Below are 26587 nucleotides of genomic sequence, written 5' to 3' on the forward strand. Positions count from 1 at the left end.
TGGCGAGTTACACATTTATCTGAAACAAAAAGGGCAGGTTGCAGCAAAGGGAAAGGCAAAACAGGCTATTAACGCACAAACTTCCATACCGAGCCGGGCACTTTGTCGTAAAGCTTATTCATCGTCAGTTCAGCCAGACGGTGATCGGCAGCTGAATAGAATACCGCCAGTTCATCATCAGAAAGTTCATACTTATTTTTTTCGATCACGCGCTCCAGCGTGTCGATTGAGCGGCAGCGTCTCAGCCGCATCAAATAATCGGTTTTCGTCAACATTTTATCGTTCATAAATAAACCGGTCTCATGTTTACCTAAATGGAGTGACTGGGTTGCTGAAGGTAAGCACACTCTTCGCTAAAAATATTAAATAAGCGCCGGGCGGAACGCTGCCACCGATTCAAATCTTGTGCATTGATACCGTAATTAGTAAACAGCATAAAGGTATCATCAAGATAGTCGTCGATTTGCGTAATCAGGGCTTCATCTTCAGCATGCTTTATTTTGTAATTCATCGTGAAAGAAGCGATGTGCTCAATCAAATCATTAAGCTGTAAATTGCTCTCTGAAGTCGGGTCGTTAACCCAGCCGTGGTGGCTGTCGGTCAGCGTCGCCATACTTTCATCAAACAGGCTCTCACACAAGAATTTAAGCTGGGCAATATCATGCCGTTTCGGTGAGTACTCGTCCATCTTTTTCCCCTCCATAGCTTGCACGGATGCCGCAGCGCGGCGAGTTTAGGTTAAGCGGCCAGGAAGCGATGTTGAATAGCGGTCAGAGTGAAAGACACATTAAATATACGTCACAATCATTAGATTTGCTCACCTCAATTACCAAATATTACAATTCGTCAGCAGGGGAGGGTTGCTGGTTGTCAATCAGCTCGAACTCAACTCTGCCGGGAAAAACCTGAAACATAACCTGCTCTTCACGCGTAAATGTTTCGTTTAAATCCAGACAAGGACTAAATATATGACCGCTAAATTGATAAAGCATTTTAAAACGATTGCTGGCTAACTTTTCGACAGACTTTATTTTAAAACTCTCAGGAAGTAACTGCGCGTGGGGTGAATACCATTGCAGATCCCCGGCCAGGGGCTGCGCTATTTTGGGAATATTCCGTTGGATAAACGCCGTTAATTCTGGGATGCCTGGGTTATCCCCATCGATATTGCTTTCGAGCTGTAGTGACATATCTTTTTCCGGCTCTCTGGATTGATAAACCGATCATTAGACTTATGCAACCACTTTGCAACAGGCGGATAGACGGTAAAACCTGTCATTGTTATTCGTTTAGCCTTTTTCCTCGCCAAATCAGCGCAATGGCGTATCTCTGCTACCAGCCGTCGCGGCCCGCTGATAACTTTTGAAACAGTTTGCTCTCGCCGCCCGGCTGCAGATAAGGTAGTGTATTGTTATGTTATAACATATTGAGTAGATCATGAATCAAAGTGGAATGCTGCTTTCGCTGGGCGGTCGGGTGGCGGTCGCGCTGCTGGTCATCGCGCTGCTGACGCTGGCGATGGTATGGGGAATGCGTGCGTGATGCGTTTTACCCAACTTCAGGCGGGTTATCAGAAGGTCGCGGTCACCCCGGAAATTAATGCTGAACTCATGGCGGGAAGCATGACGGCGCTAATCGGCGCCAACGGCAGCGGCAAGTCAACGCTGCTGAAAACCATCGCCGGCCTGCTGCGGCCGATAGCCGGTGCGTGCGAGCTAAGTCTGCCGCGCAAAGCGATCGGCTGGATGCCGCAGCGCAGCGAGCTGGAGACGCGCTTTCCCCTAACTGTATTTGAGCTGGTGTCGATGGGCTGCTGGCCGCGCTGCGGCTGGTTTGGCGGCATCGACCGGCAGATGCGGCGCGAAATCCATAAGGCGCTGGAGGCGGTGCAGATGCAGGCGTTCACCGGCGCGCAGCCCGCCACGCTGTCGGGCGGCCAGCTGCAGCGCGTGCTCTTTGCCCGCCTGCTGCTGCAGCGCAGTCCGCTCTGGCTGCTGGATGAGCCTTTCAACGGCATTGACGCGCAAACCGTGACGCTGCTGATGTCGATTCTGCAACGGCAGCAGCAGGCGGGCACCACGCTGCTGGTAGTGCTGCACGATCGTCCGCTGGTTGAGCGCTATTTCAGCGACGTGCTGTCGCTGGATGAGAGTCGGGATCGCCTCGCGTCCGCCTCGCTACGGCGCTTCGCATCATGACGCTTATTCAGCCGTTTATAGAGTTCGGTTTTATGCGTCGCGCGCTGGTGGCCTGTGTGGCGCTGGCCGTCAGCGCCACGCCGCTCGGCGTCTTCTTATCGCTGCGCCGTATGAGCCTGATTGGCGACGCGCTGTCGCACGCGGTGCTGCCGGGCGCCGCTATTGGCTATCTGATTTCAGGGTTGTCGCTGGTGGCGATGGGCGTCGGCGGGCTGATCGCCGGACTGGCGGTGGCGCTGCTCTCCGGTGCGGTCAGCCGCTACACGCCGCTAAAAGAGGACGCCAGCTTCGCCGGTTTCTATCTGGGATCGCTGGCGCTCGGGGTAACGCTGGTGTCGCTGCGCGGCTCCAGCGTCGATCTGCTGCACGTGCTGTTCGGCTCGCTGCTGGCGGTCGACAGCCCGGCACTGCTGCTGGTCGGCGCCATCGCTGCCTTTACCTTGCTGATGCTGGCGACGATCTACCGGGCGCTGGTGATCGACGCCTTCGATCCCGACTTTCTGCGCGCCCAGGGCAGATGGAGCGCCCCACTGGTGCATGGTCTGTTCCTGATGCTGGTGGTGCTCAATCTGGTGGCGGGCTTTCAGGTGCTCGGCACGCTGATGTCGGTGGGGCTGATGATGCTGCCCGCCGCCAGCGCCCGTTTCTGGAGCCGTCATCTGGCCTGGATGCTGGCCATCGCCATGGCGCTGGCGATCGCCGCCGCGCTAATCGGCCTGATGCTCTCCTGGCGTTACTCGCTGCCGGCCGGTCCGGCGGTGGTGCTGAGCGCCGCGCTGCTCTTTTTTCTTTCCATTCTGGCAGGACCGTGCGGCGGCATTCTCCGCCGCCATTAAACAGGGGTATAAATGAAAAGGTTACCAGTAAGTCTGGCGATCGGCGCGCTGCTGATCAGCCCATTATCTATGGCGAACACCGTTAACGCCGTCGCAAGTTTTACCGTACTGGCGGATATCGTGAAGCAGGTCGGCGGCGAGCACGTTCAGGTGAAATCGCTGGTCGGGCCGGATGGCGATCCTCACACCTTTGAACCGACGCCGCAGGACAGCCAGGCGCTGGCGAAAGCGGACGTGGTGTTTGTCAGCGGCCTGGGGCTGGAAGGCTGGATGGATCGGCTGGTAAGCGCCTCCGGCTATAAAGGCCAGCCGGTGGTCGCCTCGCGCGGCGTCTCGACGCGCAGCATGGAGGAAGAGGGGAAAACCGTCACCGATCCGCACGCCTGGAACAGCATGCGCAACGGCGTCATTTACGCTACCAACGTGATGAATGCGCTGATCAAGGCTGATCCGCAGGATGGTGACGCCATTCGCCGCAGCGGCGAACACTATATTCAGCAGCTGCAGGCGCAGGACCGCTGGGCGGAAACCACCTTTGCGGCTATCCCGGTGGCGAAGCGCAAGGTGCTGACCAGCCATGACGCTTTTGGCTATTTTGGTCAGCGCTATGGCGTGGCCTTTTTGGCGCCGGTGGGCTTCTCTACCGAGGCGGAAGCCAGCGCCAGCACGGTAGGCGGACTGATCAAGCAGCTGCAGGCCGAGCATATCCACAGCTATTTTATTGAGAACCAGACCGATCCGCGCCTGGTGAAGCAGATCGCCAGCGCGACAGGCGCGCAGCCGGGCGGCGAACTCTATCCGGAAGCGCTGTCTCAGCCTTCCGGCCCGGCGCCGACCTATATCGCGGCGTTTCGCCATAACGTTGAGGCGATGGCCCACAGCATGCAATAAAAAAAAGGCCGGGGAGTTCCCCGGCCAGCGATCACGACAGGTCCTAACGTTTTTTCTTTCTTCCCTGTACCGCCTTGAAGCGCGGATTTGATTTGCAAATCACAAATACCCGTCCGTGACGACGAACGATCTTGCAGTCCTTATGGCGTTTTTTTGCCGACGCCAGCGAGCTTAATACCTGCATCGTCATTCGCCCCCTTTTTTAAGAAAGCGGCCAAAACGCTGATTAAAGCGCGCGGCGCTGCCCTCTTTAGTGAAATCTTTTTGCTTGCCGGTGTAGTAGACGTGGGAGGCGGAAGAGACGTCCAGCGTCACGTAGGGCAGGGTTTCACCTTCGAACTCGACGGTGCGCTCGGTTTTGATGGTGGAGCCGATTTTGAAATACTTATCGACAGTGGTGTCGTGGAACACGACCGGACGGTAAGCAGGATGAATGTTCGGTTTCATAACGCCTCGCAAATGTTATGTTATAAAGTAACATTATTGTGCGCCTCCTCTTTTGGAAATGCAACCCTGATCCATTCGCTGCCGCCGCCGCCATAAAAAAAGGCCGCTTGCGCGGCCTTTTGTCATTCAGCAAAAATCAGTGTTGATGGCTCTGTTCGGTCGGATGGCCTTTTTCCAGCTCCGCTTTGTTCTTGCCGAAGCGGCGGCGTACCACCACGAAAAACACCGGAACGAAGAAGATCGCCAGCGCGGTCGCCGTGACCATGCCGCCCATTACGCCGGTACCGACGGCGTTCTGCGCGCCGGAACCTGCGCCGGTGCTGATCGCCAGCGGCAACACGCCGAGGATAAAGGCGAGCGAGGTCATCAGGATCGGACGCAGACGCATACGACACGCCTCCAGCGTCGCTTCCACCAGACCTTTGCCTTCTTTCTCCATCAAATCCTTGGCGAATTCGACGATCAGGATGGCGTTCTTCGCCGAGAGACCCACGGTGGTCAACAGACCGACCACGAAGTAAACGTCGTTACTCAGTCCGCGCAGCGTGGTGAAGATTAGCGCGCCGATGACCCCGAGCGGCACCACCAGCATCACCGAGAACGGAATTGACCAGCTCTCATAGAGCGCCGCCAGACAGAGGAAGACCACAATCAGCGAGATCGCATAGAGCGCAGGCGCCTGGTTGCCGGAGAGACGTTCCTGATAGGACATGCCGGTCCAGTCGTAGCCGATGCCCGCCGGCAGCTTCGACGCCAGCTCTTCCATCAGGTTCATGGCATCGCCGGAACTTTTGCCTGGCGCAGCCTGGCCCAGGATCTCCATTGACGGCAGACCGTTATAGCGCTCCAGACGCGGCGAGCCATACTGCCACTTCGCCGACGAGAAGGCGGAGAAGGGCACCATGGTGCCGCTGCTGTTGCGCACATACCACTTGCTGATATCGTCTGGCAGCATACGGTCTTTGGCTTCACCCATGACGTAGACCTTCTTCACGCGACCGCGATCGATAAAGTCATTAACGTAAGAGCCGCCCCAGGCCGAGCCGAGCGTGGTGTTGATATCGGAGAGCGAAACGCCGAGCGCCTGCGCTTTTTCCTGATCGATGGTCAGCTTGTACTGCGGCGTATCTTCCAGGCCGTTAGGACGCACGCCCACCAGCGTATCGCCGTGCTGCGCCACCATGCCCAGCAGCTGATTACGCGCCTCGGTCAGTTTTTCATGGCCGAGGTTGTTCTGGTCGATCAGCTCGAAGTCGAAGCCGGTGGCGTTACCCAGCTCGATAATCGCCGGCAGGTTGAACGGGAACACCATCGCATCTTTAATCTGGCCCAGCGCGCCCATGGCGCGACCGGCGATCGCCGGCACCTTCAGATCGCTGCTGCTGCGCTCATCCCAGGGTTTCAGGCTGACGAAGGCGATACCGGTGTTCTGACCGCGGCCGGAGAAGCCGAAGCCGTTCACGGTAAACACCGACTTCACGCTGTCCTTCTCTTTATTCAGGAAGTAGTCGGTGATCTGATCCATGACCTTCTGGGTACGCTCTTGCGTTGCGCCCGCAGGCAGCTGCGCCTGCGCGAGCAGCAGACCCTGATCCTCTTCCGGCAGGAACGAAGAGGGGAGGCGCAGGAACAGATAAGCCATACCCACCACGATCACCAGATAGATCACCAGATAGCGGCCGGTGCTGCGCACAATATGGCCGACGCTGTCGACGTAGTGGTTGGTGCTCTTGTCGAACAGGCGGTTAAACCAGCCGAAGAAGCCGGTGGTTTTGCCGTGATCGCCTTTCTTGATCGGCTTCAGCATCGTGGCGCAGAGCGCCGGCGTCAGGATCAACGCCACCAGCACCGACAGCGCCATCGCGGAAACGATGGTGATAGAGAACTGACGGTAGATCACGCCGGTGGATCCGCCGAAGAAGGCCATCGGGATAAATACCGCCGACAGCACCAGCGCGATACCTACCAGCGCGCCCTGAATCTGCTCCATCGAGCGTTTGGTCGCCTCTTTCGGCGGCAGGCCCTCTTCGGCCATCACGCGCTCGACGTTTTCCACCACCACGATGGCGTCATCCACCAGCAGGCCGATGGCGAGCACCATACCGAACATCGTCAGCGTGTTTATCGAGTAGCCGAAGGCGCTGATGATGGCGAAGGTGCCGAGCAGCACCACCGGCACCGCGATAGTCGGGATCAGCGTGGCGCGGAAGTTCTGCAGGAAGAGATACATCACCAGGAACACCAGCACGATCGCTTCGAACAGGGTTTTCACCACTTCGAAGATAGAGATCTTAACAAACGGCGTGGTGTCGTAAGGGTAAACCACCTTCAGGCCGGCCGGGAAGGTCGACTGCAGCTTGCCCAGCTCCGCCTTTACCGCATTGGCGGTGTCGAGCGCGTTTGCGCCGGTTGCCAGCTTGATGCCGATACCGGAAGCGGGTTTGCCGTTATAGCGCGCGATAACCTCGTAGTTCTCGCCGCCCAGCTCGATCTTCGCCACGTCGCGCAGGCGAACCTGCGAGCCGTCGGTGTTCACCTTCAGCAGGATCTTGCCGAACTCGTCGGTCGAGGTCAGACGCGTCTGCGCGATGATCGAGGCGTTAAGCTGCTGGTTCGGCGCAGCAGGCGCGCCGCCGAGCTGGCCCGCCGCCACCTGGGCGTTCTGGGTGTTGATGGCGCTGATAACGTCAACCGGCGTCAGCTGATAGTTATTCAGCTTCGCCGGATCCATCCAGATACGCATCGCATACTGCGCGCCGAAGATCTGGGTGTCGCCCACGCCGGTGGTACGGCTGATGGGGTCCTTGATATTCGAGGCGACAAAGTCAGAGATGTCGTTCTGGGTCATGGAGCCGTCATCGCTGACGAAACCCGCTACCATCAGGAAGCTGCTGGAGGATTTCTGCACCTGAATACCCTGCTGCTGCACTTCCTGCGGCAGCAGCGGCATCGCCAGCTGCAGTTTGTTCTGCACCTGAACCTGCGCGATATCGGGATCGGTGCCGGATTCGAAGCTAAGGGTCAGCTGCAGGTTACCGGAAGAATCACTGTTTGATGAGAAGTACATCAGCCCATCAATACCGTTCATATTCTGTTCGATAACCTGCGTCACAGAGTCCTGCAGCGTTTTCGCATCGGCGCCCGGATAAGCGGCACGAATCTGCACCGCCGGTGGAGCAACGTTGGGATATTGCTCGATCGGCAGTTTAAGAATCGATAGCGCACCCGCCAGCATCACGATGATGGCGATTACCCACGCAAAGATGGGGCGATCGATAAAGAACTTAGCCATGTATCAACGGCTCCTGTTAAGACGAAGATTTTTCAGCCTGAGGCTGAGATTGCGCGTTGGCGTCAGATTTCTGCTCGGCGGAGACTTCCTGCGGCGTCACCTGCGCGCCCGGTTTGGCGCGCTGCGTGCCGACGCTGATCACGCGCTCGCCCGCTTTCAGACCCGAGGTCACCAGCCATTTGTCGCCGATCGCCTGCGAAGCGTTGACGCTGCGCACTTCCACCTTGTTGTCAGCGCCGACTACCATCACGGTCGCCTGACCGGTCGGGGTACGCGCGACAGCCTGCTGCGGAACTAGCAGCGCATTCGGGTTGGTGCCTTCTTCCAGACGCGCGCGGACGAACATGCCCGGCAGCAGTTTATGATCCGGGTTCGGCACGATAGCGCGCAGGGTGATAGAGCCAGTGGTTTCGTCAACCGTGACGTCCGAGAACTCCAGCGTGCCTTTTTGCGCCGACTCACTGCCGTCCTGCATCAGCAGAGTAACGCTCGCTTTGCCGTCCACCTGCTTCAGCTGGCCAGATTCCAGCTCCGCGCGCAGACGCATAAACTCGTCGCTCGACTGGGTGACGTCGACATAGAGCGGGTCGAGCTGCTGCACAGTGGCCAGCGCGGTGGTCTGCCCACTCTGCACCAGCGCGCCTTCGGTGACGGACGATTTGCCGATGCGTCCGCTGATAGGCGAGGTCACTTTGGTATAGGCCAGATTGATGCGGGCGGTTTCGACGTTCGCTTTCGCCACCTGCACGGCGGCGGCATTCTGCGCGGCGGTGGCCACGGCGTTGTCGTAATCCTGCTGGCTGATATATTTGGTGCCGAGCAGCGGCTTGTAACGGTTAACCGTCAGCTGCGCGATGCGCGCGTTGGCTTCCGCCTGCGCCAGATCGCCTTTCGCGCTGTCGTAGCTGGCCTGGTAGGTGGCGGGATCGATCTGATAAAGCGATTCGCCCGCTTTAATATCGCTGCCTTCCACGAAATTACGCTTCAGAATGATACCGGAAACCTGAGGACGCACTTCAGCCACGCGATAGGCGGAGGTCCGGCCCGGCAGCTCCGTGGTGATCTTCAGGGGTTCGCTTTTAAGGGTGACAACCCCCACTTCCGGCGGGTGTTGCTGGGCGGCTTGTTGGGATTTATTATCATCACATCCTGTTAACACAAAGCTGCCTGAAAGCATCAGGACGGCCGCCAGAGGCGCTAATCCTCTGTTTTTATTCATAAATAAACCTCTAGTGTCCGATATCAATTGATCAATGGATCACAAACCGCTCAACCCATTGCTGCGCTAAAATCCGGGTCGTGCTATGGTACATACATTCATAAATGTATGTAAACTTGCCAGTTTGTAATAAAAGTCCCCTATGGCACGAAAAACCAAAGCCCAGGCCCTTGAAACGCGTCATCAAATTCTTGATGTGGCGCTTGCGTTATTCTCTCGCCAGGGCGTTTCTGCGACCTCGCTGGCAGATATTGCCGCGGCGGCCGGCGTTACGCGCGGCGCGATCTACTGGCACTTTAAAAATAAAGCCGATGTGTTACACGAAATATGGCTGCGCACCGACGCTGGGCTTGATGATGTGGAACTTGAGTATCAGACAAAATACCCCGGCGATCCACTCTCTGTCTTGCGCGCGATGCTGATCTATATCTTTGACGCCACAGCAAAGGATCCTCAGCGCCGCGCCCTGATGGAGATCATTTTCCATAAGTGCGAATTCGTCGGCGAAATGGCCGCGCTGCAAAATATGCAGCAGAGCCTGCTCACCGAGTGCTATGATAAAATAGAAGATGTTTTGAAAGAGTGCATTGAGGCAGGGCAATTACCGGTGGCGCTCAACACCCGTCAGGCGGCGCTGCTGCTGCGCGGCTACGTCAACGGCATGATGGAGAGCTGGCTGTTTACGCCAGAGAGTTTCGACCTGGCGGCGGCCGCGCCGCAAATTGTCGAGGCCTTTATCGATATGCTGCGCCTGAGTCCGACCCTGACCGGCGCCCGCCAGGGCTACTGACCGGCGGCGCGCTTCTTCTCAAAATCGCGCTGTACAATCGCCAGCGCCGCCAGCACGGTCTCGGTGGGCAGACGGTTCTCTTCCAGCAGCTGGATCAAATCCACCGCCAGTTTCACCTCGTCGGGTGCGTTTTCCAGTGACATTGTCGCTCCTTATATGCGCAGTTTCGCCGCCACCAGCAGCATCAGCAGCGCGCCGGCAATCATTCCCCTTTCAGGCTCCTGAATGCGTGGCGCTAAGTATAGGCGTCAAAGGGCGTCGCCGCGCAGCGAAAGCGCCCAGCTCACCGCGCTGATCGCCTGACGGCAGCGCGCCATGCGGCCCTCCAGCACCTCGAGATCCTGCTTCAGCTGCTGCTGCTGCGCCAGGCTCTCCGCCAGCGCCAGCCGCTGTTCGCGCTGGTCGATCATCGCCTGCAGCCGCCGTTCATATTCGCGATACTCTTCCAGCTTCTGCTGGCGCGGGCTGGCGATGGGGCGTTCGCGGCGCAGGCGCAGCTGCTGCGTGCTGGCTTCGCGCTGCAGAGCGGCGATCTGGTTCACCAGCTTATCAGCCAGCCAGACGCGCTCTTGCGCGTTGTCGCAGGCGCAAAAGAGCTGCAGGTTGCGTTCCGTCTCCTGCAGATAGTCCGCCAGCCGCGTGCCGGCGGTGCTGAACAGCTGGCGATCGAAGCGCGGCGTGCGGCAGCGGCCGTCGGGATGCCGCGCAATCTGCGCCTGAAGCGCCGCCAGGCAGGCGGCGAGACGCTGTTGTGTGGTGGCGTCCGCCATCATCTTTTCCTTATCTGTGCTAACGTAGCGCGGAGGCAAAGGATCCAGGCAAGGCTATGCAACGTATTTTACTGCTCACTCTCGGCTGGCTCGCCATCATACTCGGCGCGCTGGGCATTGTATTACCATTATTACCCACCACGCCATTCGTGCTGCTGGCGGCCTGGTGTTTCGCCCGCTCGTCGCCGCGTTTTCATCACTGGCTGCTGTGGCGTTCGCCGTTCGGCCGCTATCTGCGCCACTGGCAGCGTCATCGCGCCATGCCGCCGGGCGCGAAAGGGCGGGCGATTGCCGTCATGCTGGTGACGTTCGGCGTCTCGATCGGGTTGGTGAATATTCTGTGGGTGCGCGTCATGCTTAGCGTAATGCTCTGCATTTTGCTGCTGATGATGTGGCGTATTCCTGTGGTGGCGGAATCGCCCGACGATCGCGCGCCGCCGCGATAAGGTTGCAATTAGCCGGGCATTTGCTTAGATTTGGGCATCTTCGTGCGTGGCTTCCCTTTTTTTACTCTCTGCGTCTGATTCATTTCGGAATCTGACGCTATGGAAGCTGCGCGATATAAAGTTTTTACCAGGCGTAACATTATGACCGCAACTGCGCAGCAGCTTGAATTCATTAAAGAGAGCATTAAAAGCATTCCGGATTACCCGAAACCCGGGATCCTCTTCCGCGACGTCACCAGCCTGCTGGAAGATCCGCAAGCCTACGCCGCGACTATCGCGCTGTTTGTCGAGCGCTATCGCGATCAAGGCATCACCAAAGTGGTGGGCACCGAAGCGCGCGGCTTCCTGTTCGGTGCGCCGGTGGCGCTGGCGTTAGGCGTCGGCTTTGTGCCGGTGCGCAAGCCAGGCAAGCTGCCGCGCGCCACCTTCAGCGAATCCTACGAGCTGGAATATGGCACCGATGCGCTCGAGCTGCATAAAGACGCCATCAAGCCCGGCGACGTGGTGCTGGTGGTGGACGATCTGCTGGCGACCGGCGGCACCATCGAAGCGACGGTCAAGCTGATCCGCCGCGCCGGCGGCGAAGTTAAAGACGCCGCCTTTGTGATCAATCTCTTCGATCTGACCGGCGAAACGCGCCTGAAAGCGCTGGGCGTCAATTGCTACAGCCTGGTCAACTTCCCCGGTCACTGAGTGACGATGGCCTCGCCGCGCGCGAGGCCAGCAAGTGATAGGCAACGCCCGCCGTCGCTGTTAAACTACTGCAACGATATACAGGGGTTGCAGCGCGTCTGCGCTCATCTTTCCAACCACATCCAGTGATCGAATCCACATGAGCTATCAGGTACTTGCGCGAAAATGGCGTCCCCAGGCGTTTGCTGACGTTGTCGGTCAGGAACATGTCCTGACCGCGCTGGCGAATGGACTCTCACTGGGACGTCTCCATCATGCTTATCTCTTCTCCGGCACGCGCGGCGTGGGCAAAACTACCATTGCGCGCCTGCTGGCGAAAGGCCTTAACTGCGAAACCGGCATCACCGCCACGCCGTGCGGGCAGTGCGACAACTGCCGCGAGATCGAACAGGGCCGCTTTGTCGATCTGATCGAGATTGACGCCGCCTCGCGCACCAAAGTCGAAGACACGCGCGACCTGCTGGACAACGTGCAGTACGCGCCGGCGCGCGGCCGCTTTAAGGTCTATCTGATCGACGAAGTGCATATGCTGTCGCGCCACAGCTTCAACGCGCTGCTGAAAACCCTGGAAGAGCCGCCGTCGCACGTTAAATTCCTGCTCGCCACCACCGATCCGCAAAAGCTGCCGGTCACCATCCTCTCCCGCTGCCTGCAGTTTCACCTCAAGGCGCTGGATGTCGAGCTGATCCGCAACCAGCTCGACTACGTGCTGCAGCAGGAGCAGATCGAGAGCGAGCCGCGCGCGCTGCAGCTGCTGGCGCGCGCCGCTGACGGCAGCATGCGCGACGCGCTCAGCCTGACCGATCAGGCAATCGCCATGGGGCAGGGCGTGGTTGGCAGCCACATCGTCAGCCAGATGCTCGGCACGCTGGACGACGAGCAGCCGCTGGGCCTGATCGAGGCGCTGGTGGACGGCAGCGGCGAACAGGTGATGACGCTGCTTAACCAGGCCGCCTCGCGCGGCGTCGAGTGGGAGGCGCTGCTGGTGGAGATGCTGCGTCTGCTGCACCGCATCGCCATGGTGCAGCTGCTGCCCGGCTCGATCAGCGACGAAGAAGAGAGCCACGCGCCGCGCCTGCGCGAGCTGGCACGCGTGGTGCCGCCCGCTGACGTGCAGCTCTACTATCAGACGCTGCTGATGGGGCGCAAAGATTTGCCGCTGGCGCCCGATCGCCGCATGGGCGTCGAAATGACCCTGCTGCGCGCGCTGGCGTTCCATCCGCAAACGGCGATTGCCGAACCGGCCGCGCGTCCCACCCTGACGCCACAGGCGGAGCCGTCCGCTGCAGCACCGTCGCCGCACGCAGCACCGCCGCCGTCGCACGCCGTGGCGCCGCAGCAGCATGTCGCTGCCGCGCAGCCGCAGATGGCGCCGCCTGCGCCGCCGCCGGAACAGGTCGCGCCGCCGGTTGCCGCGCCGCCCGCCGCCGCGCCTGACGGCTCTTTTTCCGACACCACCAGCCAGCTCCTGCAGGCGCGCACTCAGCTGCTGCGTCAGGGGGCCAGCAAAGCAAAAAAGAGTGAGCCGGCAGCGTCTCTGACGCGGCCGGCCACCTCCGCGCTGGAGCGCCTGGCCTCGGTGACCGAACGCGCGCAGGCCGCGCGTCCGCGCGAGGCGACGCCAGCAAAAAAAGAGGCGTACCGCTGGAAGGCGCAGACCCCGGTCGAAGCGGCGCCGGAGCCGGTGGCGACGCCAAAAGCCTTGCGTTCGGCGCTTGAGCATGAGAAAACCCCTGAGCTGGCGGCGCGCCTGATGGAAGAGGCGCAGCAGCGCGATCCCTGGGCGGCGGAAATCGCCGCGCTGCCGCTGCCGAAGCTGGTGCAGCAGCTGGCGCTTAACGCCTGGAAAGAGCGCACGGAGCAGGGCGTTTGCCTGCACCTGCGATCCAGCCAGCGTCACCTGAACTCCGCCTCGGCGCAGCAGGTGCTGGCGGCCGCGCTAGGCGACGCCGCCGGCCAGACAGTTGAATTGACTATCATTGAAGATGATAATCCTGCGGTGTTGACGCCACTCGAGTGGCGGCAGGCCATTTACGAAGAGAAGCTGGCGCAGGCGCGTCAGTCTATCATTAGCGATACCCACATCCAGACGCTGCGTCGGTTCTTCGACGCCGATCTGGATGAAGAGAGTATCCGACCCGTTTGACCACGCTGCCGCTGTCTCCTGGATAGCGATGCGGCCTTAGCTGAGAGAGAAAACTATGTTTGGTAAAGGCGGACTGGGCAACCTGATGAAGCAGGCCCAGCAGATGCAAGACAAGATGGCCAAAGTCCAGGAAGAGATCGCCGCGCTGGAAGTGACCGGCGAATCGGGCGCGGGCCTGGTGAAAGTGACCATCAACGGCGCGCACAACTGCCGCCGCGTGGAGATCGACCCCAGCCTGCTGGAAGATGACAAAGATATGCTGGAAGATCTGGTCGCCGCCGCCTTCAACGACGCCGCGCGCCGCATCGACGAAACGCAGAAAGAGAAAATGGCCTCTGTTTCCGCCGGCATGCAGCTGCCGCCGGGCTTTAAGATGCCGTTCTGATGCAAACCAGTCCACTGCTTGAATCCCTGATGGAGGCGCTGCGCTGCCTGCCTGGCGTGGGGCCGAAGTCGGCGCAGCGCATGGCGTTTCAGCTGCTGCAGCGCGATCGCAGCGGTGGCATGCGGCTGGCGCAGGCGCTGACGCGCGCCATGTCCGAAATCGGCCACTGCGCCGACTGCCGCACCTTCACCGAGCAGGAGATCTGCACCATCTGCGCCAATCCGCGGCGTCAGCAGAACGGGCTGATCTGCGTGGTGGAGAGCCCGGCGGATATTCACGCCATCGAGCAGACCGGCCAGTTCGCCGGCCGCTACTTTGTGCTGATGGGCCATCTGTCGCCGCTTGACGGCATCGGCCCGCAGGACATCGGGCTGGATCGCCTTGAGCAGCGGCTGGAGAGCGAAAGCCTGAAAGAGGTGATCCTCGCCACCAACCCCACGGTGGAGGGCGAAGCGACCGCCAACTACATCGCCGAGCTGTGCGGCCAGTACGGCGTCGACGCCAGCCGCATCGCGCACGGCGTGCCGGTGGGCGGCGAGCTGGAGATGGTGGACGGCACCACGCTGTCGCACTCGCTGGCCGGGCGTCACAAGATTACTTTCTGAACGCTTGCCGACGTCGTTCGCGACGTCGGCTTGAAATTCTCCGCACCATCCCCACATCAACCTCAACCTTCGTTCAACCTGATCCTGTTGAGGTAACAATGACCATGAAAGGACAAGAGACGCGTGGCTTTCAGTCAGAGGTAAAACAGCTTCTGCACCTGATGATCCATTCCCTCTATTCAAACAAAGAGATTTTCCTGCGCGAGCTGATTTCCAACGCCTCGGACGCCGCCGACAAGCTGCGCTTCCGCGCGCTGTCGGACGCCAGCCTGTATGAAGGCGACGGCGAGCTGCGCGTGCGTCTCTCTGTTGACAAGGACAAGCGCACCCTGACCCTGTCGGACAACGGTATCGGCATGCGTCGCGACGAGGTGATTGAGAACCTGGGCACCATCGCCAAATCGGGCACCAAATCCTTCCTGGAGTCGCTGGGCTCTGACCAGGCGAAAGACAGCCAGCTGATCGGCCAGTTCGGCGTCGGCTTCTACTCGGCGTTTATCGTCGCGGATAAAGTCTCGGTGCGCACGCGTGCGGCCGGCGCGGCGGCGGACGAAGGGGTGTTCTGGGAGTCGGCGGGCGAGGGCGAATACACCATCGCCGATATTACCAAAGCCGATCGCGGCACCGAGATTACGCTGCACCTGCGCGAAGGCGAAGATGAGTTCCTCGACGCCTGGCGCGTGCGCAGCATTATCGGCAAGTACTCCGATCACATCGCGCTGCCGGTTGAAATTGAAAGCAAAGACGAAGAGAACGACACCACCACCTGGGAGAAGATCAACAAAGCCCAGGCGCTGTGGACGCGCAACAAGTCTGAGATCAGCGACGAAGAGTACAACGAGTTTTACAAGCATATCGCGCACGACTTCAGCGACCCCGCTATCTGGAGCCACAACCGCGTCGAGGGCAAGCAGGAGTACACCAGCCTGCTCTATATTCCGTCGCGCGCGCCGTTCGATATGTGGAACCGCGACCATAAGCACGGCCTGAAGCTCTATGTGCAGCGCGTCTTTATTATGGATGACGCCGAGCAGTTTATGCCGAACTACCTGCGCTTCGTGCGCGGCCTGATCGACTCCAACGATCTGCCGCTCAACGTGTCGCGCGAGATCCTGCAGGACAGCCGCGTGACCCAGACCCTGCGTGCCGCGCTGACGAAGCGCACGCTGCAGATGCTGGAGAAGCTGGCCAAAGACGACGCCGAGAAATACCAGACCTTCTGGAAAGAGTTCGGCCTGGTGCTGAAAGAGGGCCCGGCGGAAGACAGCGCCAACCAGGAAGCGATCGCGAAGCTGCTGCGTTTCGCCTCGACGCACAGCGACAGCGCCGAGCAGACCGTGTCGCTGGAGGAGTACGTCAGCCGCATGGTGGAAGGTCAGGAGAAGATCTACTACATCACCGCCGACAGCTACGCCGCAGCGAAGAGCAGCCCGCATCTGGAGCTGTTCCGTAAGAAAGGCATCGAGGTGCTGCTGCTTTCCGATCGCATCGACGAGTGGATGATGAGCTACCTGACCGAGTTCGACGGCAAGGCGTTCCAGTCGGTGAGCAAGGCGGACGAGTCGCTGAGCAAGCTGGCGGACGAAGAGAGCGAAGAGCAGAAAGAGGCGGAGAAGGCGCTGGAGCCGTTCGTGGACCGCGTGAAAACCCTGCTGGGCGACCGCGTAAAAGAGGTGCGTCTGACGCATCGTCTGACCGATACCCCGGCGATCGTCACCACCGACGCCAATGAAATCAGCACTCAGATGGCGAAGCTGTTCGCGGCGGCGGGCCAGGCGGTGCCGGAAGTGAAGTATATCTTCGAGATCAACCCGGACCATCAGCTGGTGAAACGCGTGGCGGATACCCAGGATGAGGCGCGCTTCGGCGAGTGGGTTGAGCTGCTGCTGGATCAGGCGCTGCTGGCCGAGCGCGGCACGCTGGACGATCCAAACCAGTTTATCCGTCGTATGAATCAGCTGCTGACGGCGTAATTAGTGAAAAACGGCCGGTAAAAATACTGGCCGTTGTTTGCTAAAACGGTGCTGTCGCGGGTGGCATGGCCCAATCGCAAAGACGCAAAAAGCGGCATCCCTGCCAGCTCGGCCCGCGCGATTACGCACCTCATCCCTGAGGTGCGCCCGTAAACGTGCCAACGCGTTGCGTTGTTCAAAAACGCTCCCGGCGTTTTTGTCCCTGTCGCGGGACGCTTTGCTCCTCGGGCCATGCCACCCACTCCCTGAGTTGGGTACCCGCCTTTGAGTCACACCTGACCGCGCTTAGCTACCTTTACGCGGATAATTCACGTTCTAAACAGCCCCTACTGCTGCGCCGCCTCGCGCAGCCAGTCGCGAAACAGCGTAATCTCCCCGTCGTTGCGGCGCGACTCCTTGGTCATCATCCAGGTGGCTCGGTTAACGCGCACAAAGCCGAGCGGGGCAATCAGCGATCCCTCTTCCAGCTCCTGGCGCACCAGCAGACGCGGCGCCACAATCACGCCCAGTCCGTTCTTCGCCGCCTGAATGCCGAGCGTCAGATTGTCGAAATGCTTGCCCGACCAGAAATTACCGCGCACGTTGGCGGCCGTCGACCATTCCGCCCAGGCGTGCAGACGCGTATCGACATGCAGCAAGGGCAGGGCGGCGAAATCCTGCGCGCTGCGAAAGCGCGAGGCGAACAGCGGCGCGCAGAGCGGCCCGAGATAGTCGTCGCTGATCAGCGTGGCGTCAATATCGCCATCTGGCGGCTGCTCAAAGCTGAGAATCAACACGTCGACATGCTCGCTGCGCAGCTGATCCAGCTCCAGCTGCGGCTGAAACTGCACCTCAATATCGGGATAGCGCTGGTAAAAGGTGCCGATGCGCGGGATCAGCCACTGCGACAGAAAGCTCGGCGCGCAGGAGACGTTGAGATGGTGACGCATGCCGGTGCGAATGCTGGCGCAGGTGGTGGAGAGCTCGCTAAACGCTTTCTGACAGCTGAGCAGCAGGCGCTCGCCGTGCGAGGTTAACTTCACGCGTCCGTTGGTGCGCACGAAAAGCGGCTTGCCCATCCAGCTCTCCAGCTGGCGGATCTGGTGGCTCACGGCGCTGTGAGTGACGTGCAGGCGTTCGGCCGCCACGCTAAAGCTGCTATGTAACGCCGCCTGGTGAAAATGGTGCAGCGCCCTTAGCGGAGGTAGCCGGGTCATACTCATCCCCTGTGTAAAAACCTAACAGGGATTGTCAGTTTATATCATTTTAAAGTCCAGCCGCATTCCCCTAACCTTGCCCGCTGATTATGGCGGGTTGACTCGCAGGCAAAGCTATGCGTGGTCAGCATTTGCCGTCGTTCCGCCATCACCCGACCGATAACAAGAGAATCACAACGCGATGGCACTTCACCCCTGGGCCGATCGTCCTTCCGAGGCGCGAGACCGGTTACGTACCCTGTTGTCACGCCACTACCGGCTGGAGCAGTACGACTTGTTCTTCGCGCCTTCGCTGCACGTGGCGCGCATCCTGCTGTCGCAGCTCTTTCTGCGCCAGGAGCAGGCGCGCAACCAGACGCGCTACGCCACCCACTTTCCGGTCACGGAACTCAATGTGCTGCCCGCCGTGCCGCTGATGGCGGGCAACATCAATTTCGTCGCGCATATCGAACTGCCTTACGGTCGGGTGCGGCCGCTGCACCTCTGCCAGCAGCAGGGCGTAGTCGACGTCAGCGAAAGCTTCGCCAGCGTGCTGCATGAAGAGGTGATCAACCACGCCCGGCTGTTTGTCGCGCGTCTCGATCGCCATGCCGATCTGCCCGGCGGACTGGTGCTGGTGGCGCTGCGCACCGCCGACTTCAGCACGCTGGTGCGCAGCGAGCTGCGGCTGTTCGAACAGGGGCTGCCGCTCGATACGCCGGTGCTGGCGGCGCTGGCCCGCAGCAAAGAGCAGGGCTGGCGGCCCTATAATCAGGCCAGCGTCGAGGCGATCTCCCTGAGCCTGCCGCTGCCGATCGCCTCCGGCCATCAGGCGGGCCTGCCGTTCGCCAGCTTCGCGCTGTCGCGGGCGCAGCTGGCGTCGCTGGCCCCGGCCAGCGACGTGGAGCTATGGCCGCAGCAGAGCTATCTGCTGGTGCGCGCCAGCCAGCGCGGCGGCGGCCGCAAACAGACCAACCTGACGCCGCAGATCGGCCGGCGCGTGCAGACGCTGTTCAACACCGGCGGCAAATCTGAAAAAGCGCGCTAGCCGCGCCCGCCCGCCGCACGATATGGAGAAACAGGCTGCCGCCGTCCGCACCTTTCTTGTGGAGAGCGGGTCATAATGGTATGGTCTTCGCCTTCTCAGATTGATCAATGCGATTCGCAAGGGGATTTACGCAATGCGTATTATTCTGCTCGGTGCTCCGGGCGCAGGTAAGGGCACTCAGGCTCAGTTCATCATGGAGAAATACGGCATTCCGCAAATCTCCACGGGCGATATGTTGCGTGCGGCGGTAAAAGCCGGCACCGAACTCGGCAATCAGGCGAAAGCCATCATGGACGCCGGTAAACTGGTCACTGACGAGCTGGTTATCGCGCTGGTGAAAGAGCGTATCGCACAGGAAGACTGCAAAAACGGTTTCCTGCTGGACGGTTTCCCGCGCACCATTCCGCAGGCGGACGCGATGAAAGAAGCCGGCATCAAAATTGACTGCGTGCTGGAGTTCGCCGTGCCGGACGAGCTGATTGTCGATCGCATCGTGGGCCGTCGCGTGCATGCGCCGTCGGGCCGCGTCTATCACGTTAAATACAATCCGCCGAAGGTGGAAGGTCAGGACGACGTGACCGGCGAAGCGCTGACCACGCGTAAAGACGATCAGGAAGAGACCGTGCGCAAGCGCCTGGTGGAATACCATCAGCTGACCGCGCCGCTGATCGCCTACTACAGCGAAGAAGCGGAAGCGGGCAACACCGCTTACCACAAAATCGACGGCACCCAGCCGGTCGCCGACGTCAGCAAACAGCTGGCGCGCATCCTCGGCTAACGCGCCTGGGGCTGGCAGTGCCAGCCCCTTTTGCAGTAATTGCTTTTCCCTCTCCCGGTTTCCGCTACAATTTCCCCTGTTTTCACGCATCCCCCGCTATCAAGGACTAACAATGAGGCAAGACAAGCCCGGCGTGTTACTGGTTAATTTAGGTACGCCAGACGCCCCGACCACAGCTGCTGTAAAGCGCTATCTGAAACAGTTTCTCAGCGATCCGCGCGTGGTCGATACGCCGCGCTGGCTCTGGTGGCCAATCCTCAACGGCGTCGTGCTGCCGTTTCGCTCGCCGCGCGTGTCGAAACTCTACGCCTCCGTCTGGATGGACGGCGGTTCGCCGCTGATGGTTTACAGCAAGCAGCAGCGCGAGGCGCTGGCGGCGCGCGTCGACATGCCGGTCGAACTCGGCATGAGCTACGGCAATCCCAGCCTGCAGAGCGCGGTGGATAGCCTGATGGCGCAGGGCGTAACGCGCATGATCGTGCTGCCGCTCTATCCGCAGTTCTCCTGCTCCACGGTGGCGGCGGTCTGGGACGGCCTCTACAGCGCGTTTAAAAAGGCGCGCACCCTGCCGCATATCGACCTCATCCGCGACTACGCCGAACATCCGGCCTATATCGCCGCGCTGAAAGCGTCGGTAGAGCGCTCTTTTGCGACGCACGGCCAGCCGGATCTGCTGGTGCTCTCCTTTCACGGCATCCCGCAGCGCTTCGCCAACGAGGGCGACGACTACCCGCTGCGCTGCGCCGACACCACCGCGCTGCTGCAGCAGGCGCTCGGCCTGCGCGACGATCAGATTATGATGACCTTCCAGTCACGCTTCGGCCGCGAACCCTGGCTGCAGCCCTACACCGACGAAACCATGCAGGGCCTGGCGAAAAAGGGCATTAAGCATGTGCAGGTGATGAGCCCGGGCTTTTCGGCGGACTGTCTGGAAACGCTGGAGGAGATTAGCGAGCAGAACCGCGAATTCTTCCTGCACGGCGGCGGCGAGAAGTTTGAGTATATCCCGGCGCTCAACGCCGATGCCGAACATATCGATATGATGGTGCAGCTGGTCAACGCGCGTCGTTAAAGCCGCGGCGGAGAATATGCTATTATCCTCCGCCTGTTTTTCTGACGGCACCCATCATGAAATTTCCCGGCAAACGCAAATCCAAACACTATTTCCCGGTTAGCGCCCGCGACCCGTTGCTCCATGCCGCCTCGCAGGAGGTGGAAGAGGGGAGCTGGGTGGTCGGCATCGATCAGACGCTGGTGGATATTGAAGCCAAAGTCGACGACGCCTTTCTGGTGCGCTATGGCCTGAGCGCCGGACACTCTTTAGTGATCGCCGACGACGTTGCCGAAGCGCTCTATCACGAGCTCATGCGCGATAACCTGATCACCCATCAGTTTGCCGGCGGCACCATCGGTAACACGCTGCACAACTATTCGGTGCTGGCGGACGACCGCTCGGTGCTGCTGGGCGTGATGTGCAGCAATATTCAGATCGGCGGCTACGCCTATCGCTACCTCTGCAACACCTCCAGCCGCATGGATCTCAACTATCTGCAGGGCGTGGACGGCGCCATTGGCCGCTGCTTCACCCTGATTGGCGATCAGGGCGAACGCACCTTCGCCATCAGCCCTGGGCAGATGAACCAGCTGCGCGCCGAAAGCATTCCCGAAGCGGTGATCGCTGGCGCCTCGGCGCTGGTGCTCACCTCTTACCTGGTGCGCTGCGGCGAAGGCGAGCCGATGCCGCAGGCCACGCTGCAGGCGATCGACTACGCGAAACGCCACAACGTGCCGGTGGTGCTGACGCTGGGCACCAAATATGTTATCGGCGACAACCCGCAGTTCTGGCGCGATTTCCTGCGCGAACACGTCACCATCCTGGCGATGAACGAAGAGGAAGCGCTGGCGCTGACCGGCGAATCGGATCCGCTGCTGGCGGCCGACAGGGCGCTGGAGTGGGTCGACCTGGTGCTCTGCACCGCCGGACCGACCGGCCTCTATATGGCGGGCTATACCGAAGAGGAATTTAAGCGCAAAACCAACCATCCGCTGCTGCCGGGCGCGATTGCGGAATTCAATCAGTATGAATTCAGCCGCGCCATGCGTCAGCAGGCGTGCCAGCAGCCGTGCCGCATCTTCTCTCATATCGCGCCCTATATGGGCGGGCCGGAGAAGATCATGAACACCAACGGCGCAGGCGATGGCGCACTGGCGGCGCTGCTGCATGACATCACGGCGAATAACTACCATCGGCAGAAGGTGCCGAACTCCAGCAAGCACGCGCGCGAGTACCTGACCTACTCCTCGCTGGCGCAGGTGTGCAAATACGCCAACCGCGTCAGCTATCAGGTGCTGAACCAGCATTCGCCGCGCCTGACGCGCGGCCTGCCGGAGCGTGAAGACAGTCTGGAAGAGTCCTACTGGGATCGCTAAGCAGGAAGGGCTTCCCCGGGCGGGGAAGCCGGCAAATCAGATAGGGCACTCACGCACCACCGGACGCTCGGCGATCTCCGCCTCCAGCATACGCAGCATGCTGCTGGCGATTTCCCGTTCGCCCATCACCACGCGCGTCGCGCCGCGCGCCATGATGTACTCCACCTCGTCGTCATAGTGTGCGCGCGCGATAATCTCAATCTCGTTAAACTTCTCGCGCGCGGTGGTGACGATCTCCCCTGACTCGTAGCCATTGGGAATGGTCAGCAGTAGCCAGCGCGCGCAGTCGAGCCGCGCCAGCTCCATGGTATCGGCGCGCACCGCGTTGCCCAGCACCGCCCTGATGCCCTGCTCGCGCAGCGCCTCGACGCGCGCGCGGGAGTTTTCTACCACCACGAAAGGCACGTCCGCCTCCAGCAGCTTCTGCCCCAGCAGGCTGCCGACGCGGCCATAGCCGACGATTACCGCATGATGGCAGATATCCACCGGGATCTGTTTTTCCTCTTCGATCGCCTCTTCCTGCGCCTGCTCCTGGCGGCTTTCGCTTTTCGCCAGGAAACGCTCCAGCAGGCTGAACAGGATAGGGTTGAGCATAATCGAGAGGATCGCCGCGGCCAGCACCAGGTTGCGCCCCTCGCTGCTGAGCAGATTAAGGGAGATGCCGAGCCCGGCCAGAATAAAGGCGAACTCGCCAATCTGCGCCAGGCTGACGGAGATGGTCAGCGCGGTGCGGCGCGAATGGCCCAGCAGCGTCACCAGCAGCCAGGCGGCGGCAGATTTGCCCAGCACCACAATCACCAGCGCGCCCAGCACCGCCAGCGGCTGCTCTACCAGAATCATCGGATCGAACAGCATGCCTACCGAGACAAAGAACAGCACGGCGAAGGCGTCGCGCAGCGGCAGGGTGTCGTGAGCGGCGCGGTGGCTCAGCTCCGACTCATTCAGCACCATCCCGGCGAAGAAGGCGCCGAGCGCGAAAGAGACGTCGAAAAACTCCACCGCGCCAAAGGCGATGCCGAGCGCCAGCGCCAGCACCGCGAGGGTAAAGAGCTCGCGCGAGCCGGTGGCGGCGCTTTTCGACAGGATCCACGGCACCACGCGACGGCCCACCACCATCATCAGCACCATAAAGGCGGCGACCTTGCCGATGGTCAGCAGCAGATCCCACGCCAGCAGCTGCGGGCTGGCGTTGCCCTGTTCCAGCATACCGGCGATGGCGGGCAGCAGCACCAGCGTCAGCACCATCACCAGATCTTCGACAATCAGCCAGCCGATGGCGATCTGTCCGCGCTGGCTGTCAATCAGCTGACGCTCCTCCAGCGCGCGCAGCAGCACCACAGTGCTGGCGGTGGAGAGGCAGAGGCCAAACACCAGGCCGGTCATTAGCGACCAGCCCAGCCAGGCGGAGAGGCCCATTCCCAGCAGCGTGGCGACGGCGATTTGCGCCACGGCGCCGGGAATGGCGATGCTCTTTACCGCCATCAGATCCTTCAGGGAGAAGTGCAGGCCGACGCCGAACATCAGCAGGATGACGCCCAGCTCCGCCAGCTCCGGCGCCAGGTTGGTATCGGCGACAAAACCCGGCGTGAAGGGACCCGCCAGCACGCCTGCCAGCAGGTAGCCGACCAGCGGCGAAATGCGCAGGCGGTTTGCGATCATGCCAAGGAGAAACGCCAGGACCAGTCCCCCGACGATGGTGGTGATCAACGGTGTGGTGTGATGCATGCCTGTCTCCTTGTGTGCAAATGTGTCTGCCTGTAACAATTGAGTTTAAGATAAACAGTGCTTTTTCGCTGGGTTTTTTGCGGGATAATAAGAAAAAAGTTTGAAAATGAGAGGAAAACGAGGTCGAAGGGCTATTTTATCGGGTTTTCGTTAACTGGAGGCGCTATCAGGCAAGTCAGCGAAGCGCATCAATACACTATGCTGCGGCAAAATAGCCGATGGATGCCTTCGATAAGGCAAGGTTGCGCCTAGAAAAAGGCAAAGGTAGCGTGGGCACGGCGTTGGATGCGATTTATAACAGAGAGTATCTTTTGAATATCAAGGTTAAAGCAATTTCAGGGCCAGCGATATCAGCGTTTCATCTTGAGTTAGCCTGCGGAATATGCGACACAGTGGGTCAGCATGCTGATACCACCCGGAACGGGCACTTCATACAATAAGGAGACAGGCTTTGCTGTTATCACGATGGGCCGCCACCGGCCTTGCGCTGCTGGCGCTGGCGCCCGCGCTTTCTCAGGCCGCCGAGGCGGATCGCACCTACCGCTTTAGCATTCTCCATACCAATGATGAGCACGGCCATTTCTGGTACAACGCGCAGGGCGAATATGGCCTGGCGGCGCAAAAAACGCTGATGGACACCCTGCGCTACGACGTGCAGGCCAAAGGCGGCGGGGCGCTGATCCTCTCAGCAGGCGACGTCAACACCGGGGTGCCGGAGTCCGACGAGCTGTCCGCCGAGCCTGATATTCGCGGCATGAACCTGATCGGCTATGACGCGATGGCGCTCGGCAATCATGAATTCGATAACCCGCTCGAGGTGCTGCGCCAGCAGGAGAGCTGGGCGCGCTTTCCTTTTCTCGCCGCCAACCTCTATCAGAAAAGCACCGGCGAGCGGCTGTTTAAGCCCTGGGCGATATTTAATCGCATGGGGCTGAAGATCGCCGTGCTGGGCCTCGCCACGCCTGATACCGCGAAGCTGGCGAATCCAGCGCACTTGCGCGACGTAGAGTTCCGCGATCCCGTTAGCGAGACGGAAAAGGCGGTGGCGGAGCTGCGCGCCGGCGAAAAACCAGACGTGATCGTGGTGCTGAGCCATCTCGGCTATGACGACAACGGCGAGCACGGCAGCAACGCGCCGGGCGACGTCACGCTGGCGCGCAGCCTGCCGCCCGGCACCGTGGCGATGATCGTCGGCGGCCACTCGCACGATACGCTGTGCATGGCGAAAGCCAACGAGCGGGAAAAAGCCTGGCAGCCGGGCGCGGCCTGCCAGCCGGACAAGCAGAACGGCGTCTGGATTATGCAGGCCGGCAAGTGGGGCGAATATGTCGGCCGCGGCGATTTTACCTGGCGCAACGGCGAAGTGGCGCTGGAGTCCTACGCGCTGGTGCCGGTTAACCTCAAGCATCAGATTAAAAACGCCGACGGCAGCGAAACCTGGCTCACCTGGCAGCAGGAGATCCCGAAAAACACCGCCATGATGAAGCTGCTGATGCCTTATCAAAAGCGGGCCGAGGCGCGTCTGAATGTCGATGTAGGCAGCGCACAAGGGCAGTTTAACGGCGAGCGTGAACAGGTGCGTTTTACCCAGACCAATCTCGGCCAGCTGATTCTGCGCGCGCAGATGGCGAAAACCCAGGCGGATTTCGCCGTGATGAGCGGCGGCGGCATTCGCGCGTCGCTGCCCGTCGGCAAGCTGAGCTGGCGCGATCTGCTGCAGGTGCAGCCGTTCGGTAATCAGGTGGTGTCGGTGACGCTGACCGGCACCGAGGTGAAAAAGTATCTCGACGTGGTGGCCAACATTAAACCGGACGCGGGCGGTTTCGCGCAGTTCGCGCGCGTTAGCCTGGTCGCGGACGGCAGCACCGTGAGCGATGTACGCATCAACGGCCAGCCGCTGCAGGAGAATAAAACCTACCGCTTAGCGACCAACAGCTTTAACGCGGCGGGCGGCGACGGCTATCCACGCATCGATACGCACGCAGGCTACCAGAATTCAGGCAGCATCGATGCCGAGGTGCTGCGCGATTACGTTAAAGCCCACTCGCCGCTGAAAGCCGCCGACTACGCGCCGACGGAGACGATTCATACGCTGACGGAGGCGGAGAAAAAGGCGCGCGATAAGCCGCACAAGCGCAGCTATCCGCAGATGATTCTGGCGTGGATCTGGCCATGGGGACGGGAAACGGCGCATAACGCGCCGTAAAATTTCTCTAAAGGCGGCGCTAAACTTATCAAGCCTCGCAGCCCTTACGCCCAAACCAGCGCGGGCGCAGCCTGTCCCAGGCCCAGTTGTAGGCCATGGTGTAGGGCAGGAAAAAGAGGAAAAACGCCACCTCCAGCAGCAGCGCCTGCCACAGGGAGATGCCGAGCATCCAGGCGGCGATCGGCAAACCGATCAAAATAAAGCCGCCTTCAAACAGCAGCGCGTGCAGGACGCGGATCAGCACGCCGCGATGCACCTTGCCCGGCGGACAGATCCTGTCAAACATCGCGTTATAAATCATATTCCACAGCATCGCCACGGTAGAAAGCATGATCGCCAGCGCGCCCATCTCGAACAGCGGCTTCGCCATCGCCCAGGCCGCCAGCGGCGACACGGTCAGGATCGCCAGGGTTTCGAACCCCAGCGCATGTAAAAAACGTTCTTTCAGCGAACGGGTACGCATTGTTAACCTCCATCAGTCAGGCGGGCATTCTGGCAGCCTGCAGTGATAAGATAAAATGATGACCTATCGAT

General features: G+C 60.4%; 27 protein-coding genes and 1 other annotated feature. Of the genes, 15 read left to right on the top strand and 12 right to left on the bottom strand.

Annotation, left to right across the window (positions count from 1 at the left end):
• Window positions 1–68: 68 nt before the first annotated feature.
• The 3 genes from B2J69_RS10985 to B2J69_RS10995 form a co-directional block, all read right to left on the bottom strand.
• Entirely contained in the window at window positions 69–287 is a 219-nt protein-coding gene (locus tag B2J69_RS10985) for an HHA domain-containing protein (protein ID WP_081139327.1), read from the bottom strand.
• 23 nt (window positions 288–310) lie between these two features.
• Complete coding sequence (gene tomB / locus B2J69_RS10990) at window positions 311–688, bottom strand: Hha toxicity modulator TomB (protein WP_081139328.1); 378 nt, start codon at window positions 686–688, stop codon at window positions 311–313.
• Window positions 689–836: 148 nt separating this feature from the next.
• Window positions 837–1190, bottom strand: coding sequence for a hypothetical protein (locus B2J69_RS10995; protein WP_081139329.1), 354 nt, complete (start codon window positions 1188–1190; stop codon window positions 837–839).
• A gap of 351 nt (window positions 1191–1541) precedes the next feature.
• Between B2J69_RS10995 and B2J69_RS11000 the strand changes: the two genes are divergently transcribed.
• The 3 genes from B2J69_RS11000 to B2J69_RS11010 are packed head-to-tail and all read left to right on the top strand — an operon-like array spanning window position 1542 to window position 3925.
• On the top strand, window positions 1542–2198 hold the full coding sequence (locus B2J69_RS11000) for a metal ABC transporter ATP-binding protein (protein ID WP_407944740.1): 657 nt from the start codon (window positions 1542–1544) through the stop codon (window positions 2196–2198).
• Complete coding sequence (locus B2J69_RS11005; protein WP_081139331.1) at window positions 2195–3034, top strand: metal ABC transporter permease; 840 nt, start codon at window positions 2195–2197, stop codon at window positions 3032–3034. The genes B2J69_RS11000 and B2J69_RS11005 overlap by 4 nt, the downstream gene beginning before the upstream one ends.
• Window positions 3035–3046: 12 nt before the next feature.
• The gene (locus B2J69_RS11010; protein WP_081139332.1) at window positions 3047–3925 is read left to right on the top strand and encodes a metal ABC transporter substrate-binding protein; all 879 of its coding nucleotides are present in this window, start codon (window positions 3047–3049) and stop codon (window positions 3923–3925) included.
• 43 nt (window positions 3926–3968) lie between these two features.
• Here the strand turns inward: B2J69_RS11010 and ykgO are convergent, their stop codons facing one another.
• The 4 genes from ykgO to B2J69_RS11030 form a co-directional block, all read right to left on the bottom strand.
• Complete coding sequence (gene ykgO, locus B2J69_RS11015) at window positions 3969–4109, bottom strand: type B 50S ribosomal protein L36 (RefSeq protein ID WP_071997379.1); 141 nt, start codon at window positions 4107–4109, stop codon at window positions 3969–3971.
• 2 nt (window positions 4110–4111) lie between these two features.
• Window positions 4112–4372 (bottom strand): type B 50S ribosomal protein L31, encoded by a 261-nt coding sequence (locus B2J69_RS11020; protein ID WP_081139333.1) that lies wholly within the window; start codon window positions 4370–4372, stop codon window positions 4112–4114.
• A 136-nt stretch (window positions 4373–4508) separates the two neighbouring features.
• Window positions 4509–7664, bottom strand: a complete 3156-nt coding sequence (locus tag B2J69_RS11025) for a multidrug efflux RND transporter permease subunit AcrB (RefSeq protein ID WP_081139334.1) — start codon at window positions 7662–7664, stop codon at window positions 4509–4511.
• Window positions 7665–7680: 16 nt separating this feature from the next.
• Complete coding sequence (locus B2J69_RS11030) at window positions 7681–8883, bottom strand: efflux RND transporter periplasmic adaptor subunit (RefSeq protein WP_081139335.1); 1203 nt, start codon at window positions 8881–8883, stop codon at window positions 7681–7683.
• A gap of 142 nt (window positions 8884–9025) precedes the next feature.
• Here B2J69_RS11030 and acrR point away from each other — a divergent pair, with 142 nt between their 5' ends.
• A complete protein-coding gene (acrR, locus tag B2J69_RS11035) occupies window positions 9026–9673 on the top strand; it encodes a multidrug efflux transporter transcriptional repressor AcrR (protein WP_081139336.1) in 648 nt (215 codons plus the stop codon).
• Here acrR and rsmS read toward each other — a convergent pair.
• Together rsmS and priC are read right to left on the bottom strand one after the other, a co-directional pair.
• Complete coding sequence (gene rsmS / locus B2J69_RS11040; protein WP_081139337.1) at window positions 9667–9816, bottom strand: pleiotropic regulatory protein RsmS; 150 nt, start codon at window positions 9814–9816, stop codon at window positions 9667–9669. The genes acrR and rsmS overlap by 7 nt on opposite strands.
• Window positions 9817–9921: 105 nt before the next feature.
• A complete protein-coding gene (gene priC / locus B2J69_RS11045; protein ID WP_081139338.1) occupies window positions 9922–10443 on the bottom strand; it encodes a primosomal replication protein PriC in 522 nt (173 codons plus the stop codon).
• Between the two features lie 56 nt (window positions 10444–10499).
• Here priC and B2J69_RS11050 point away from each other — a divergent pair, with 56 nt between their 5' ends.
• From B2J69_RS11050 to htpG, 6 genes are all read left to right on the top strand, one after another.
• Complete coding sequence (locus tag B2J69_RS11050; protein ID WP_081139339.1) at window positions 10500–10889, top strand: DUF454 family protein; 390 nt, start codon at window positions 10500–10502, stop codon at window positions 10887–10889.
• A gap of 141 nt (window positions 10890–11030) precedes the next feature.
• Window positions 11031–11582, top strand: coding sequence for an adenine phosphoribosyltransferase (gene apt, locus B2J69_RS11055; protein ID WP_081139340.1), 552 nt, complete (start codon window positions 11031–11033; stop codon window positions 11580–11582).
• A gap of 139 nt (window positions 11583–11721) precedes the next feature.
• A complete protein-coding gene (gene dnaX / locus B2J69_RS11060) occupies window positions 11722–13728 on the top strand; it encodes a DNA polymerase III subunit gamma/tau (protein ID WP_081139341.1) in 2007 nt (668 codons plus the stop codon).
• Window positions 13076–13137 (top strand) — a sequence feature (DnaX frameshifting element). It overlaps the preceding gene by 62 nt.
• Before the next feature lie 55 nt (window positions 13729–13783).
• Window positions 13784–14113, top strand: a complete 330-nt coding sequence (locus tag B2J69_RS11065; protein ID WP_081139342.1) for a YbaB/EbfC family nucleoid-associated protein — start codon at window positions 13784–13786, stop codon at window positions 14111–14113.
• Window positions 14113–14718, top strand: coding sequence for a recombination mediator RecR (gene recR / locus B2J69_RS11070; RefSeq protein ID WP_081139343.1), 606 nt, complete (start codon window positions 14113–14115; stop codon window positions 14716–14718). Before B2J69_RS11065 ends, recR begins: the two co-directional genes overlap by 1 nt.
• A 98-nt stretch (window positions 14719–14816) precedes the next feature.
• Window positions 14817–16691 (top strand): molecular chaperone HtpG, encoded by a 1875-nt coding sequence (gene htpG, locus B2J69_RS11075; RefSeq protein ID WP_081139344.1) that lies wholly within the window; start codon window positions 14817–14819, stop codon window positions 16689–16691.
• Window positions 16692–17017: 326 nt separating this feature from the next.
• On the opposite strand, the gene B2J69_RS11080 is transcribed toward htpG, so the two are convergent.
• Window positions 17018–17887, bottom strand: a complete 870-nt coding sequence (locus B2J69_RS11080; RefSeq protein WP_081139345.1) for a LysR substrate-binding domain-containing protein — start codon at window positions 17885–17887, stop codon at window positions 17018–17020.
• 181 nt (window positions 17888–18068) lie between these two features.
• Between B2J69_RS11080 and B2J69_RS11085 the strand changes: the two genes are divergently transcribed.
• From B2J69_RS11085 to B2J69_RS11100, 4 genes are all read left to right on the top strand, one after another.
• The gene (locus B2J69_RS11085; RefSeq protein WP_081139346.1) at window positions 18069–18914 is read left to right on the top strand and encodes a DUF6024 family protein; all 846 of its coding nucleotides are present in this window, start codon (window positions 18069–18071) and stop codon (window positions 18912–18914) included.
• A 133-nt stretch (window positions 18915–19047) separates the two neighbouring features.
• Window positions 19048–19692 (top strand): adenylate kinase, encoded by a 645-nt coding sequence (gene adk, locus B2J69_RS11090; RefSeq protein ID WP_081139347.1) that lies wholly within the window; start codon window positions 19048–19050, stop codon window positions 19690–19692.
• Between the two features lie 112 nt (window positions 19693–19804).
• The gene (gene hemH, locus B2J69_RS11095; protein WP_081139348.1) at window positions 19805–20764 is read left to right on the top strand and encodes a ferrochelatase; all 960 of its coding nucleotides are present in this window, start codon (window positions 19805–19807) and stop codon (window positions 20762–20764) included.
• Between the two features lie 56 nt (window positions 20765–20820).
• Window positions 20821–22122: an inosine/guanosine kinase gene (locus B2J69_RS11100; protein ID WP_081139349.1), complete on the top strand. Its 1302-nt coding sequence runs from the start codon at window positions 20821–20823 to the stop codon at window positions 22120–22122.
• A gap of 36 nt (window positions 22123–22158) precedes the next feature.
• Here the strand turns inward: B2J69_RS11100 and ybaL are convergent, their stop codons facing one another.
• Entirely contained in the window at window positions 22159–23847 is a 1689-nt protein-coding gene (gene ybaL, locus B2J69_RS11105; RefSeq protein ID WP_081139350.1) for a YbaL family putative K(+) efflux transporter, read from the bottom strand.
• A gap of 451 nt (window positions 23848–24298) precedes the next feature.
• Between ybaL and ushA the strand changes: the two genes are divergently transcribed.
• Window positions 24299–26053 (top strand): bifunctional UDP-sugar hydrolase/5'-nucleotidase UshA, encoded by a 1755-nt coding sequence (gene ushA, locus B2J69_RS11110; RefSeq protein WP_081139351.1) that lies wholly within the window; start codon window positions 24299–24301, stop codon window positions 26051–26053.
• A 28-nt stretch (window positions 26054–26081) separates the two neighbouring features.
• Here the strand turns inward: ushA and B2J69_RS11115 are convergent, their stop codons facing one another.
• Window positions 26082–26516, bottom strand: a complete 435-nt coding sequence (locus B2J69_RS11115; RefSeq protein ID WP_081139352.1) for a multidrug/biocide efflux PACE transporter — start codon at window positions 26514–26516, stop codon at window positions 26082–26084.
• Window positions 26517–26587 lie beyond the last annotated feature (71 nt).

Origin of the sequence: Pantoea latae, assembly GCF_002077695.1 — a bacterium.
In the GTDB taxonomy this organism is placed as follows: Bacteria; Pseudomonadota; Gammaproteobacteria; order Enterobacterales; family Enterobacteriaceae; genus Pantoea; species Pantoea latae.